This is a genomic window from Streptomyces sp. NBC_00859 (genome assembly GCF_045161865.1).
Classification (GTDB): Bacteria; Actinomycetota; Actinomycetes; order Streptomycetales; family Streptomycetaceae; genus Streptomyces.
In genome coordinates, this window is sequence record NZ_CP108826.1 from 903,672 (window position 1) to 916,651 (window position 12,980).

The following is a 12,980-nucleotide window of genomic DNA, read 5'->3' on the forward strand; positions in this document are numbered from 1 at the left end:
CCTCCTGGCCGTGCTGGTGACCGCCGCCAGCGTTGGCGGCATCCACGGCGCGACCCCTGAGTCAGGAGACAGGGATCTGAACAGGGCACTGCCAGTCGGCCGAGTCGATCAGGTTCCCCTCCGTGTCGCTGAGGTGGAAGCAGTTGCCGTTGACCCACACCGTGACCGATTCGGGCCGATGGTCGACCTGAAACGGTTCGTCCCCCAGCAGAGTCGCGGCCCACGATCCATCTGCTGCAGGCGAGTGAGTGACAACGGCCCACGTCTGCTTCGGGAGGAGCTGGTGCGTTTCCGCCCAGGGCTCCACGGTCAGCTCCAGCGCGGCCTCACCACCGTTGCTGAGCAACAGCCGCGCCGGTCAGCCTCGTCGGCAGGGCGTACTTGCTGGCGAACTGCGTGGCCTTCCCGGCCCGATCGGGTGGCGTGGGCTCAGAGCGGGGTGATGATCATGAGGATCTCATCGCGGTCGTCGCCTGCGGAGAGCCGAAGGGCGCCGGGCCACCGGCCGACTTCCTTCCAGCCGAGGCTCCCGTAGAAGTTCTCCAAGCCGACAGCGCCGCGGGCGGCGAGATGCAGCTGTTCGAGGTCCATCTCATCCCTGGCGACCCTGCGCACTTCATGCATGAGGGCACGACCAACACCGCGCCCTCTTACAGCGGTTCGGGTCTGTACGTGGTGAAGAGTGCCCCAGTGGGCTATCAGCTCGAACCGGTCGCGTCGGATGTTGAGCCAGCCTGCGAGTTCCCCGTCCATGGTTGCCGTGAGGAGCCGACTGGTGTCGGGGGAAAGCAGGCTGATGATGCGATCCAGGGCCGGAGTCACGGTGGCGACATCGACAGGAGGAAAAGGGAAGCCTGCTGCACCGCCCGCGTTAGTGACCTCGACCCAGCAATCAGCGAGGGCCTTTCGGAGCTGGGGAGTGACGTCGCCGGACGAGGTGAGCTGCTGAAAGGTGAGAAGGTCGGTAGTCATTCTGAGACCCTGGCACCCACGTCTGACACCCTGCCGCGCGGTGTCGGCCTCCATCCGGCGTCTGACGAAAAGGGGCATTCCGTTAGGCCCTGCTGATGTGCCGTGTACTCCGGCGGTCGAGGATGTACTGCTGCGGCGCGTCGCCGGGTGAGCCGACGAGTCATGAGGGTGCCGGCAGCCCAGGTGATGAACGATGCTCCCCCGGTACGCGCTGGTGTACCTCGGGGTGTGCTCGGCGCCGGTCGCACTCGCACTGGCCGCCGTCATCCCGAAGCATCGTGATGGGGCACGAGGGCCCCTGGCTCCAGCTCCGGCCGCTGAGCGGTGGACGCGAGTGGGATGCCGACCCGGCCCGGGTACGGGCGGTCGGCCCGGCCGAGCTGCTGCTGGCCCGCGCCGCCGAGGCCACTGCGCGCAGCCGTCACCGTCCCGGTTCCGGCGTCGCATCGCAGCCGCCACCGGACGGCCGGACCGGCGCCGGGTAGCGGTCGCCGCGCCCGACACGTGCGGTGCGGTGCGGTGCGGTGGGATCGGACGGGCAGTCCCCTGCCGGCAGCCGCTCATAAGCCGAGAAGCAGTGTGACGTGGGCACCGCCCACGTCCGCTTCACCCCTCCGTCGCCACCGGATGCTCCTGGTCCCCCCGGACAGAGCCCGGCGTGGCATCTCCCGGCTGCGGAGCGCGCCACGGCTGCGTGCCAGGAGCGGCAACCGGCTGCCACCACGGATCGGCGGGGACGGTTCCCGCGGGTTCGAACGGTTCGCCCGGCCGGGGCAGAGCCACTGTCTGCCCCGCCTGCCGGGCTGCGTCCATCGTCCACTCGCCGGGCTCCGCCCACGGGTGGGGTGCCAGATTGAACGTGCCCCAGTGGATCGGCAGCAGCGCACCGAGCGGCTCGTCGCCCTGGAGATCCAGATGCGCCCGCACACCCTCCGCCGGTGTCATGTGGATGTCGGGCCAGTACTCCGAGTAGGCGCCGATCTGGATCATCGTGGCGTCGAAGGGCCCGTGCTCGGCGCCGATGTCCTTGAACCCGGGGAAGTACCCGGTGTCGCCACTGTGGTAGATCCGGTGCTCAGGCCCGGCGACCGCCCAGGACGCCCAGAGCGTGTGCTGCTGGTTGCGCAGTCCACGGCCGCAGAAGTGCCTGGCGGGGGTCGCGGTGAGCCGGATGCCGGCCGCCTCGGCGGACTCGTTCCAGTCCAGCTCGTGCAGCCGGTCGGCGGGAACGCCCCAGCGCTCCAGATGCGCGCCCACGCCGAGCGGCACGGCGAAGGCCGTGTCCGTCCCGACGAGGGCCTTGATGGTGGGGAGGTCCAGGTGGTCGTAGTGGTCGTGCGAGATCACCACCACGTCGACGGGACCGAGAGCGGCGAGCGGCAGCGGCGCGGGGTGCAGCCGCTTCGGACCCGCGAAGGAGAACGGCGAGCAGCGATCGCCCCAGACCGGGTCGAACAGCACCCTGCGGCCGTCGATCTCGGCGAGCACGGTGGAATGTCCCATCCAGGTGAGCCGCAGCCCCGAGACCGGCGGCTTCGCGAGATCGGCGACGGTCGTGGCGTGGACGGGGACGGTCCCGAGGGGGGATCTGCGGGCCCGTTCCTCCTTGCGGAAGTACACCTTCGCGAACTCGGCCATGGACCCGGACGGCCGCATCCTGGCGCCGACCGGGTTCTGGAACGTTCCGTCGGCGAAGTTCGGTGAGCGCCGGATACGCGCCATCCGCTCTCCGGCCGGATCCGCGCCGAAGCCCTCCGGCCGCAGAGCGCGGAGCCGGGGTGGCAGAGAACGGGTACGGGGCACGGGGACCTCCAGGTTTCGGTGTCGATCCATTATGTGCGGGCGGCGCGAATGCGGAGGGTCGGCCCTGTGAACACACCCTGCCGCCGACGCGTCGCCTTGAGGTCCGGCACCTGCGGACCGGCGCCACACAGAGATGACGCGCGGCAGTCGGGGCGCGGTCCCGTGGTCACGGGCGCGCCCCGCACGTCGTACGCCCCACCACGCGGTGTCAGAGCGGCAGCAGGTCCGGTCGCTTGGCCTCGACGTGGTCCCCCGACGACTCGCCGCGGAGCCGGCGGCCGATCCACGGCACCAGGTGTTCGCGGGCCCACTGGATGTTGTCGCGGCGTACCGCGGCCGAGCCGCGCGGCGGCTCCGGGGGCCACGGCTGGTCCGGATCCGCCGGCACGTCGAGACCCAGCACCTGTGCGGCACGCAGCGCTACGCGGGTGTGCCCCTCGGGCGAGAGATGCAGCCGGTCGGCGTCCCAGGCACGCCGGTCCTGGATGGTCTTGAGCGACCAGAGGTCGAGCACGGGGGCGCCGTGGCGTGCGGCGATGACCCGGACGTGCTCGTTGTAGGTGGCGATCTTGCCGCGCAGATGGCGCAGGACCGGGACACCGCGGGTGTCGAACCCGGTGGTCACCATCACGGTGCCGACCGAGCCGGCCAGATCGGCGAGAGCCCGCTCGAAGCGCTCGGCCGCGTCGTCCGGATCGGAGCCGGGCCGGATGATGTCGTTGCCGCCCGCCGAGAAGCTCACCAGGTCGGGGGCGAGTTCCTTGGCGCGTGGGACCTGCTCGTCGACGATCTGGTCGAGGAGCCGTCCGCGCACCGCGAGGTTCGCGTAGCGGAAGGTGTGTTCGGGGACGCGGTCGTCCAGAAGTACGGCGAGCCGGTCGGCCCAGCCGACGAAACTCCCGTCGGGGCCGGGGTCTCCGACGCCCTCGGTGAAGCTGTCGCCGATCGCCGCGTACGACCCGATTATGTCGCTGTTCTTGATTGCCGAATCGTCTGCCACAACGGCCCATCCTGCACCTCGCGATGTGACCTGCGCGACCGTATTAAGGGGGTGACGGGCCGTGAGAAAAGCCACCTGACCGGTTTGCCCGAAGGCGGAATAAGAACGGCCGGCAGCCCACCTGGAGGGCGAGATGCCTGCACCACCCATCGATGTCGTATCGTCAAAAATTCAGGGCCGTCAGGACCGACCGGACCACAGGGCCGGGCAGACCTGGGTCCACCACGTGCCGGAGGCGGCGACCAGTCCCGCCGGCAGGACACCGAGGAGCCCCGTGACGCAGCAACTTCCGCAGGTCCCGTCGGCAGAGCCCGAGCTTTCCGGGGTGCGCAACTTCCGTGACGTGGGCGGGCTGCCGACCGCGGACGGACGGCGGGTGCGCCCCGGCAGGCTGTTCCGCAGCGGTCACCTGGCACACGCGACCCCCGAGGACGCCGTTTTCCTGTCCTCTCTCGGGCTGCACACGATCTTCGACTTCCGCAACGCCGCCGACACGGCCCTCGACGGGCGGGACGTGGAGCTGGCGGGCGTGCGCCATGTGAACATCCCGCTGACGGATCCCGCGGACGGTTCCGAGTTCTGGCGGATGGTCCGGGACGGCGATCTGGAGCAGCTGCGGAAGGTTCTCTCCGACGACCGGGCCGCGGGACGGATGGCCGACTCGTACCGGACGATCATCACGACCAAGACCGCCGAGCACAGCCGGGTGCTGCACTCGCTCGCCGAGGACAGCGTGCCCGCCCTGATGCACTGCGCGGCGGGCAAGGACAGGGCCGGACTCTCGATCGCGGTCACGCTGCTCGCGGTGGGCGTGGAGCGCGACGCCGTCGAGGAGGACTACCTCAAGTCGAACGACCCCCGCCGTCGCTACCTGGTCAAGCGCAGTGACGAGTCGGCCGACGCGAAGTCCGACGAGGTCATGGCTCTGCTGAGTCCGCTCTTCGAGGCCCGTGCCGAATACCTGCGGACCGCGTACACGGCCATCGACGAGACCTGGGGCTCCACCGACCGCTACCTCGCGGAGGGGCTGAAGATCACGCCGGAGACGCGCGAGAAGCTGCGCGCCCGGCTGCTGGACGGTGTGTCCTGAGCCGCCGCCGGCCGGCTACTGCCGGCCGCCCAGCGTGAACAGCAGGTAGGCGAAAGCGGCGAAGAGGTGCCCCGCCACCAGATAGGCGATGAGCCGTACGACGAGTCCGCGGGGGAATTTCTTCTCCTCGTTCGTGCTCTCCGCGTACGGCTTCTCCGCGTTGATCTCTGTCATGACAGGCCTCTCGTCGGATCGGGTCTCGTGCGGGATCGGTGTGCTTGGGCCGCTCAGTGCAGGTCAGGGCTCTGCAGCAGGGTGTGTACGAAGAGCAGCTCGGTCCCGTCGCGGGTCGCCGCGGCGATCCGGTGCGGGGTGAGCGAGTCGAAGTGCGCGCTGTCACCGGGGTCGAGGTCGTGCGCCGCGTCGCCGAGGGTCAGCCGCAGCTTCCCGCTCAGGACGTACAGCCACTCCTCGCCGGGGTGGACCCGGACGAGGTCGCCCTGGGCCCCGTAGGGCACCTGTACCCGCAGGGCCTGCATGGCCCGCCCCGGTGACCCCGCGGGGTGGTACGTCCAGCCGTCGGCCTCGACGGATCCGCGGCTGTCGCCGCGGATGACGGGGTCGCGCTCCGGAGGCACCTCGCCGAGCAGCTCGGAGACCGACGTACCGTAGATACGGGCCAGCGAGAGCAGCATCGGCAGCGACGGCTGGCGCGCTCCGGTCTCCAGGCGCGACAGGTGCGCCGGGGACAGACCGGCTCGGCGTGCCGCGGCCTCCAGCGTGAGGCGCCCGCGCCGGCGCAGTTCCCGCAGGCGCGGGGCGACGTCGGGCAGGTCATCGGCGGGGGTGCTCATAGGTCTATTGGGACAGCGGAATGCCCCGGAGGCAAATTTCTTGCCTCCGGGGCAAAAAAGCTGGATACCGACGGCGAATCCGGCTGCGCCTCAGCGGTTGGCGACAGCCTGCTTCACCAGTGTCCGCCCGAAGTCCCACATGAGTCCCCCTCCGCCGTGCGCGTCGTCCATCACAGCCGTGAACGCCTCGACGAAGCGGTCCACATCGGACTCCCCGACGACCAGCGGCGGGATCAGCTTGATCACTTCCAGGTGGTCACCGGACACCTGGGTGAGGATGCGGTGCTTCTGGAGCAGCGGTACGACGACCATCTGTGCGAAGAGCCCCTTGCGGGCCGCCTGGAGCATGGTCCACCGGCTGCGGAGCTTCAGCGACGTGGGGCGGCCGAACTCGATGCCGATCATCAGTCCGCGGCCGCGCACGTCGTGCAGCAGCTCGTACTGGGGGATGAGTGCGGCGAGCCGTGACTTCAGCAGATCGCCGGTCGCCCTGGCGTGAGCGACGGTCTCCTCGTCCTCCATCACCGAGAGCACCGCGAGCCCGGCCGCCATCGCCTGGGCGTTGGCGCCGAAGCTGGCCGAGTGGACCAGGACCCGGTCCATCGACGAGTAGACCTTCTTGAAGATCCAGTCCTTGCCCAGCGTGGCGCTGACCGGGACGTACCCGCCCGAGAGCGACTTGGCCACACAGACCAGGTCCGGTTCGACACCCTCCTCGTGCTGGTAGGCGTAGAAGTCGCCGGTGCGGCCCAGGCCCGTCTGCACCTCGTCGGCGATGAGCAGCGCCTTGTGCCGGTGCAGCAGGTCCTGGGCGGCTCGCAGGAAGCCTGGCGGGCACTCCAGGACCCCCTTGCCCTGGATGGGCTCGACGACGAAGCCGGCCACGTCCCCGCGCTTCAACTCCCGCTCCAGCGCGGCCAGGTCACCCATCTCGATCGCCGTGTCGGGCAGCAGCGGCGCGAAGCCGTCGCGGAAGCCGTCCTCGCCGTTGACCGAGAGCGAGCCGGTCGTCAGTCCGTGGAAGGCGTGGGTGCAGAACAGGATCCTGGGTTTCCCGGTGGCGTACCTGGCGAACTTCAGGGCCGTCTCGACGGCTTCCGTGCCGCTGTTGCCGAAGAACACCCGGTCCAGGTGCGGCGAGTGGGCCAGCAGTTTCTCGGCGAGCAGGCCGGGCAGCGGCTGGCAGTCGAAGCGGGTCAGATCGGCGAGCGAGGCGTCCAGGACGTCGTGCAGCGCCTTGCGTACGACCGGGTGGTGCCGGCCGAGTCCCATGACCCCGAAGCCCGCGAGCATGTCGAGGTAGTCGTTGCCGTCGGCGTCCCAGAAGTGGGCGCCCTCCGCCCTCTCGTAGACGTTGTCGAAGCCGATGGTGTGCAGCATCCTCGGCAGTTGGTGGTTCAGGTACCGGGTGTGCAGCTCGTAGCGCTCGGCACCTCGCTCGGCCAGCAGGGTCGTCAGGTCGAAACCCTTGGGCGCGCCTTCCGTCATTCCGTCTTCTCCTTGGCTTTCAGGGCGGCGCTGATCCGTCCTGCGATCTCGACGGGCGTCAGCCCGATGTCGGCCAGTACCTCGGCCCGTTTGGCGTGCGGGAGGAACTGCTCGGGGATTCCGAAGGTCCGCAGCGGCACGTCCACACCCGCGTCGCGCAGGGCCTGGCCGATCGCCGAACCCACACCGCCACTGCGGCTGTTGTCCTCGGCGACCGCGACCAGCCGGTGCCCGGCGGCGAGCTCAGGGAGTGCCTCGTCGACCGGTTTCACCCATCGCGGGTCGACGACCGTGCAGCCGACGCCGGCTCCTTCGAGGAGTTCCGCGGCCTGCAGACAGACCGGGGCGAGCACGCCGACCGCGACCAGCAGCACCTGGGGGCGGTCGGCGCGGTGCAGTACGTCCATCCCGCCGACCCGGCCGACCGCCGGTACCGGCTCGCCGACCGCCTCCTTGGGGAAGCGCAGCACGGTCGGCGCGTCGTCGACGCGGACGGCCTCCCGCAACTGGGCGCGGAGCTGGTCGGCGTCGCGCGGCGCGGCGATGCGCAGTCCCGGTACGGCCTGGAGGACGGACATGTCCCACATGCCGTTGTGCGACGGCCCGTCGACGCCGGTCACCCCGGCCCGGTCGAGGACGAACGTGACGCCGCACCGGTGCAGGGCCACGTCCATCAGCAGCTGGTCCAGGGCCCGGTTGAGGAAGGTCGCGTACACGGCGACCACCGGGTGCAGGCCGCCGGTGGCGAGACCGGCCGCCGAGACCGTCGCGTGCTGTTCGGCGATGCCGACGTCCCAGACCCGGTCCGGGAAGCGCTCCGCGAATTCGGTGAGGCCGACGGGGTGCAGCATCGCCGCTGTGATGGCGACGACATCGGGCCGTTCGGCGCCGATCGCGGCGATCTCGGACCCGAACACCGAAGTCCAGGACGGCCCGCCTGGCGGGGCGAGCGGCGCACAGGTCAGCGGGTCCATGACACTGACGGTGTGGAAGCGGTCCGCTTCGTCCTCCAGCGCGGGCCGGTATCCGCGCCCCTTCTCGGTGAGGCAGTGCACGAGTACCGGGCCGTGGAAGCGCTTGGCGCGGTTCAGCGCCGACTGCACGGCCGCCGGATCGTGTCCGTCGACAGGCCCGACGTATTTGAGCCCCAGGTCCTCGAACATGCCCTGGGGTGCGAAGGCGTCCTTGAACCCCTTCTTCGCTCCGTGCAGCGACTCGTACAGCGGCTGTCCGACCACGGGGGCCGACTGGAGCACTTCCTTGCCCCAGGCGAGGGCCCGTTCGTAGCCGTCGGTCGCACGGAGTGCGGCGAAGTGGTTGGCCAGGCCGCCGGTCGTCGGACCGTACGAGCGGCCGTTGTCGTTCACGACGATGATCAGCGGACGGTCGCGGGCCGCCGCGATGTTGTTGAGCGCCTCCCACGCCATGCCGCCGGTGAGCGCGCCGTCGCCGATCACGGCGACCACGTGGCCGGCCGCCCCGAGCACCTCGTTGGCCTTGGCCAGGCCGTCGGCCCAGCCCAGCACCGTCGAGGCGTGCGAGTTCTCGATGACGTCGTGCTCGGACTCCTCGCGTGAGGGGTAGCCGGAGAGGCCCCCCTTGCTGCGCAGTTTGGAGAAGTCCTGCCGGCCCGTGAGCAGCTTGTGCACATAGCTCTGGTGGCCGGTGTCCCACAGGATGCGGTCGACGGGCGAGTCGAAGACCCGGTGCAGCGCGACGGCGAGTTCGACCACCCCCAGGTTCGGCCCCAGGTGTCCCCCGGTCCTGGCCACTGCCTGGATCAGGAACTCCCTTATTTCTACAGCCAGTTCACCGAGTTCCGCCTCGGCGAGCGCCTTCAGGTCGTGCGGTCCCCGGATATTCTCCAAGATCGACACGCTCGGGCCCCCTCTCGGATTTCGTATCGCTCACACACCCGGTGCCGGCCGGCGCCGTGGCCGGCGCGACAGCACCGGAACCGGTCCGCACGCTCCGACGGCCGCCGGCCCGACCTGGACAGGTCGGGCCGGCGGCTCGTGGAGCCGGGGTGCGACAGGCCCCCGGGCAGCCGTCACGTCAGCCGCGGTTTCCCGAGACGGTCTCGCGGGCGGCGCGGATGGTCTCCTTGAGGGAGCCCATCGTGGCGAGTACGGCGGTCGGCTCGTAACCGCAGTGCGCCATGCAGTTGGCACAGCGGTCGTCCCGGCCGCGGCCGTACTTGTCCCAGTCGGTCTTCTCCACGAGCTCCTTGTACGTGGGGACGTACCCGTCGTTCATCAGATAGCAGGGGCGCTGCCAGCCGAAGAGCGAGTAGTTGGGAATGGCCCACGCGGTGCACGGGAAGTCCACCTTGCCCTCCAGGAAGTCCAGGAAGAGCGGCGAGTGGTTCAGACGCCAGCGGCGCCTGTTGCCGCCCGAGAAGGACTTCTTGAAGAGTTCCCTGGTCTGCTCGACCCCCAGGAAGTGCTCCTGGTCCGGGGCCTTCTCGTAGGCATAGGCGGGCGAGATCATCATCTCGTCCACCTCCAGGTCGTCATTGAGGTAGTTGAGCACCTCGATGATGTTCTGCGGAGTGTCCGTGTTGAAGAACGTGGAGTTGGTCGTGACCCGGAAGCCGCGCTTCTTGGCCTCCTTGATGGCCTCCACGGCCTCGTCGAACACTCCCTCCTTCGCCACGGACTCGTCGTGCCGCTCACGCAGCCCGTCGATGTGCACGGTGAAGGCGAAATACGGCGACGGTGTGAACTTGTCCATCTTCTTGCGCATCAGCATCGCGTTGGTGCAGAGGAAGACGTACTTCTTCTTCGCCACGAGCTGCCGCACGATTTCATGGATCTGCGGGTGCATGAGGGGCTCGCCACCCGCGATGGAGACCATCGGAGCACCCGATTCAAGGACGGCCCCCACTGCCTGCGCCACCGGCATGCGCTGCTTGAGCACTCCCGCCGGATGCTGGATCTTCCCGCAGCCCTCGCATGCGAGGTTGCACGCGAAGAGCGGCTCCAGCTCGACGATCAGCGGGAACTTCTCACGCTTGCGGAGCTTCTGTTCGAAGAGATACGTCCCGACCCTGATGGTCTGACGGAGCGGCATGGCCATCTAGCTCACCTCCTGGGGAGCAGCAAAGAACGGTGCCATTCATAGAAAGCTGGCAGGACGGCACGGAGTACACGGAAGGCCGATATTCCACCGCGTACCGTCCCAATACGGACGAGTTCGTGTTCTGGAGCGTCAACGACCACTCGTACGGCCGCAACCGGGCGGGGCCCGGTCCGTACGGCGCTCCAGAGCGTCGCCGCGGATTCCATGTCCACGGCGATCGCCCCTGTGGCACGCAGCTCGGCCCGTTCATGGCCGCGTACAACATGGTCTGATCCGGTCAGCGGACCGGTGTGCACAGTGCGTCCGGGCAGTGCGGCGGCGAGCGCCTTCGCGAGCACATCGGTGCCCACGCAGGCGGTGGCGCCCCTGCTGTCCCTGGTCTCGTCGGCGACGATCACGTCGCCCGGATGCATTCCGGGCGCGAGACCGGCGCAGAAGCCGGACGCGATCACGGCGGAGCCCCGAGAGGGAACCTCGCCGAGTGTGCGGGTGACGGCGTACGCGGCCGCCTCGGGCCCCATGCCCGTACGGAGTACGGTCACCGGGCCCGAGGCGCCGCCGCGGCCGCCGCCTGTGCGCAGGGCGAAGCGCTCGATGCCGAGCGCACAGGCGATCAGCAGCGGCGCGCTGTCGGAAACCTCTGCCATCAGCTCCCCTGCCGGGTCGGGGCGAAGGGCTCACCGTGGATGTAGCGCCCCAGCGCGGTCAGCGGGAAGACCTGCCGGTAGAGGTTGTAATTGATCGAGAAGTCCCAGGGGAAGCCGGTGCCGGTGAAGTACGGCTCGTCCCAGGCTCCGTCCGGGCGCTGCGTCGACGCGAGCCAGGTGACGCCCCGCTCGACGGCCTTGCTCTCGCGCTCCCCCGCCGACAGCAGCGCCAGCAGCGCCCAGGCGGTCTGGGAGGGAGTGGAGGCGCCGTGCCCGATCCACGCCTCCTCCTTGTACGAGCGCAGGTCCTCGCCCCAGCCGCCGTCGTCGTTCTGTACGGACTCCAGCCAGGAGACCGCACGGCGGATCGCCTGGTGGGAGACGGGCAGCCCGGCCGCAGTCAGGGCGGGGACCACCGACCCCGTACCGTAGATGTAGTTGACGCCCCAGCGCCCGAACCAGGCGCCGGTCGCCTCCTGTTCGGCGAGCAGCCATTCGACACCGCGCCGGGTGCGCGGGTCGTGTGCCTTGCCCTCGACGGCGAGCATCTCCACGACGTGGCCGGTGACATCGGCCGACGGCGGATCGATGACCTCACCGAAGTCGCAGAACGGCAGCCGGTTGGGGAACGGGCTGGTGTTGTCGGCGTCGAAGGCCCCCCAGCCGCCGTCCTTGGACTGCATACCGAGGTTCCAGCGCACACCGCGCGCGATGGCGCCCTCCAGCCGGGCGCGGTCCGGCACCCGGACCCTGCGCAGCGCGAGGGCGACCTCGGCCGTGTCGTCGATGTCGGGGTAGTTGTCGTTGTGGAACTCGAAGGCCCAGCCGCCGGGAGCCAGTTGGGGGCGGCGCACCGCCCAGTCCCCCGGCCGGTCGATCTCCTCGGCGAGCATCCACTCGGCGGCCTTGACGAGCGCGGGGTGGTCGGGGCTCAGGCCCGCGTCGGCCAGCGCGATCGTGGCGAGGCAGGTGTCCCACACCGGGGACTGGCAGGCCTCGATCATGCGGGCGCCGTCCTCCCGCCAGATGGCGAACCGGTCCAGCGACTGGAGGCCCGCACGCATTACCGGGTGGTCCATGTCGTATCCGAGCAGATGGAGCGCGATGACCGAGTACACGGCGGGCGGCTGGATTCCGCCCCAGCAGCCGTCGTTCTCCTGCCGTTCGATGATCCACCGGGCCGCCGCGTTCATGGCGGTCCCGCGGAGTCTTCGCGGGGCGAACCTGTGGTAAATGTGCAGCGCCCTGTCGAGGTGCTGGAACGCTCCGTCCCAACTGACCAGCGGAGCAGGACTCTTGGCGGGGTTCGGATCCTCGGGATCGATGTGCAGCTCGTCGAGGGCGAAGGGTGCCGGGCGGACCGGGCGCTTCGCGGAGACGACCGTCAGGGGCACGATCGTCTGGCGGGCCCAGCAGCCGAAGTCATAGATGTTGAGCGGGAACCACTTGGGCAGAAAAATCATCTCAGGTGGTAGCTCGGGGAGGTCGTCCCATTTCCACCAGCCGAAGAGAGCGAGCCAGATCCTGGTGAAGACACGGCTTGCGGCCACACCGCCGTGTGCGCGGATCCAGCCGGATGCCAGCGCCATGTGCGGCGCGTCGGGGGCGTCCCCGGCCAGTCGCAGCGCCACGTACGCCTCGATGGTCGTGGAGAGTTCGCCGGGGCCCTCGAAGAATGTGGCCCAGGTGCCGTCCGCGCGTTGCTCGCCGCGGATGAACTGTCCGGCGGCCCGCGTGGTCCGCTCGTCCTGGATACCGAGGAACTGCCGCAGCAGCAGATCCTCCGCGTCCATGGTCACGTTTGTCTCCAGGTCGCCCTTCCACCAGCCCTGGGCGTCCTGGGCTTCCAGCAGATACTCGACGGAGCGTCCTGCCGCCCGTTCGGCGGCTTCACGTACCGGGTCACCGGCGAGAATCGTTTCAGTGTTTTCAATGGGCGCAGATGTTCCGGCTGCCGAGGCTGCGCGGGGCTCCATGGCTCCGGGGCTTCCGTCGGTCGTCGCTGTCATGGCTTCCCCTTCGAACAGTGCTTCCTCTGCTGTGCTGGGGTCTCCGTCGGCCGGTGTCCCGGGGACACCGGCCGGCGACCGCGAATTATGTGGCGA

At 69.6% G+C, this 12,980-nt stretch carries 13 protein-coding genes; 2 read left to right on the plus strand and 11 right to left on the minus strand.

Features of this window, described 5'->3' with window-relative positions:
- Positions 1-61: 61 nt before the first annotated feature.
- Positions 62-346 carry a hypothetical protein gene (locus OG584_RS03755; protein ID WP_405774925.1) on the minus strand — a complete coding sequence of 95 codons (285 nt, stop codon included), beginning with the start codon at positions 344-346 and terminating at the stop codon, positions 62-64.
- Positions 347-429: 83 nt separating this feature from the next.
- Positions 430-972, minus strand: coding sequence for a GNAT family N-acetyltransferase (locus OG584_RS03760; RefSeq protein ID WP_405774927.1), 543 nt, complete (start codon positions 970-972; stop codon positions 430-432).
- A gap of 281 nt (positions 973-1,253) precedes the next feature.
- Here OG584_RS03760 and OG584_RS03765 point away from each other — a divergent pair, with 281 nt between their 5' ends.
- Positions 1,254-1,457 (plus strand): hypothetical protein, encoded by a 204-nt coding sequence (locus OG584_RS03765; RefSeq protein ID WP_405774929.1) that lies wholly within the window; start codon positions 1,254-1,256, stop codon positions 1,455-1,457.
- A gap of 121 nt (positions 1,458-1,578) precedes the next feature.
- Here the strand turns inward: OG584_RS03765 and OG584_RS03770 are convergent, their stop codons facing one another.
- Together OG584_RS03770 and OG584_RS03775 are read right to left on the minus strand one after the other, a co-directional pair.
- Entirely contained in the window at positions 1,579-2,775 is a 1,197-nt protein-coding gene (locus OG584_RS03770; protein ID WP_405774931.1) for an MBL fold metallo-hydrolase, read from the minus strand.
- 208 nt (positions 2,776-2,983) lie between these two features.
- A complete protein-coding gene (locus OG584_RS03775) occupies positions 2,984-3,775 on the minus strand; it encodes an SGNH/GDSL hydrolase family protein (RefSeq protein WP_405774933.1) in 792 nt (263 codons plus the stop codon).
- A gap of 274 nt (positions 3,776-4,049) precedes the next feature.
- Between OG584_RS03775 and OG584_RS03780 the strand changes: the two genes are divergently transcribed.
- On the plus strand, positions 4,050-4,865 hold the full coding sequence (locus OG584_RS03780) for a tyrosine-protein phosphatase (protein ID WP_405774935.1): 816 nt from the start codon (positions 4,050-4,052) through the stop codon (positions 4,863-4,865).
- A 15-nt stretch (positions 4,866-4,880) separates the two neighbouring features.
- Here the strand turns inward: OG584_RS03780 and OG584_RS03785 are convergent, their stop codons facing one another.
- The 7 genes from OG584_RS03785 to shc all read right to left on the minus strand — a co-directional run bounded on the left by OG584_RS03785 (position 4,881) and on the right by shc (position 12,884).
- Positions 4,881-5,039 carry a DUF6126 family protein gene (locus OG584_RS03785; RefSeq protein WP_405774937.1) on the minus strand — a complete coding sequence of 53 codons (159 nt, stop codon included), beginning with the start codon at positions 5,037-5,039 and terminating at the stop codon, positions 4,881-4,883.
- Between the two features lie 53 nt (positions 5,040-5,092).
- On the minus strand, positions 5,093-5,659 hold the full coding sequence (locus OG584_RS03790; RefSeq protein WP_405774939.1) for a helix-turn-helix domain-containing protein: 567 nt from the start codon (positions 5,657-5,659) through the stop codon (positions 5,093-5,095).
- A 90-nt stretch (positions 5,660-5,749) separates the two neighbouring features.
- Positions 5,750-7,147, minus strand: coding sequence for an aspartate aminotransferase family protein (locus OG584_RS03795; RefSeq protein ID WP_405774941.1), 1,398 nt, complete (start codon positions 7,145-7,147; stop codon positions 5,750-5,752).
- A complete protein-coding gene (dxs, locus tag OG584_RS03800; RefSeq protein WP_405774943.1) occupies positions 7,144-9,024 on the minus strand; it encodes a 1-deoxy-D-xylulose-5-phosphate synthase in 1,881 nt (626 codons plus the stop codon). Before dxs ends, OG584_RS03795 begins: the two co-directional genes overlap by 4 nt.
- 178 nt (positions 9,025-9,202) lie before the next feature.
- Positions 9,203-10,225 carry an adenosyl-hopene transferase HpnH gene (gene hpnH, locus OG584_RS03805; protein WP_405774945.1) on the minus strand — a complete coding sequence of 341 codons (1,023 nt, stop codon included), beginning with the start codon at positions 10,223-10,225 and terminating at the stop codon, positions 9,203-9,205.
- A 5-nt stretch (positions 10,226-10,230) separates the two neighbouring features.
- Entirely contained in the window at positions 10,231-10,875 is a 645-nt protein-coding gene (locus OG584_RS03810; protein WP_405774947.1) for a 1-hydroxy-2-methyl-2-butenyl 4-diphosphate reductase, read from the minus strand.
- Positions 10,875-12,884, minus strand: coding sequence for a squalene--hopene cyclase (gene shc, locus OG584_RS03815; RefSeq protein WP_405774949.1), 2,010 nt, complete (start codon positions 12,882-12,884; stop codon positions 10,875-10,877). Before shc ends, OG584_RS03810 begins: the two co-directional genes overlap by 1 nt.
- Positions 12,885-12,980: the final 96 nt, after the last annotated feature.

Coding starts and splice junctions, on each gene's coding strand:
- OG584_RS03785 (WP_405774937.1), bottom strand. CDS start 5,039: ATGACAGAGATCAACGCGGAGAAGCCGTACGCGGAGAGCACGAACGAG.
- OG584_RS03795 (WP_405774941.1), bottom strand. CDS start 7,147: ATGACGGAAGGCGCGCCCAAGGGTTTCGACCTGACGACCCTGCTGGCC.
- OG584_RS03810 (WP_405774947.1), bottom strand. CDS start 10,875: ATGGCAGAGGTTTCCGACAGCGCGCCGCTGCTGATCGCCTGTGCGCTC.
- OG584_RS03790 (WP_405774939.1), bottom strand. CDS start 5,659: ATGAGCACCCCCGCCGATGACCTGCCCGACGTCGCCCCGCGCCTGCGG.
- OG584_RS03765 (WP_405774929.1), top strand. CDS start 1,254: ATGGGGCACGAGGGCCCCTGGCTCCAGCTCCGGCCGCTGAGCGGTGGA.
- shc (WP_405774949.1), bottom strand. CDS start 12,884: ATGACAGCGACGACCGACGGAAGCCCCGGAGCCATGGAGCCCCGCGCA.
- OG584_RS03760 (WP_405774927.1), bottom strand. CDS start 972: ATGACTACCGACCTTCTCACCTTTCAGCAGCTCACCTCGTCCGGCGAC.
- hpnH (WP_405774945.1), bottom strand. CDS start 10,225: ATGGCCATGCCGCTCCGTCAGACCATCAGGGTCGGGACGTATCTCTTC.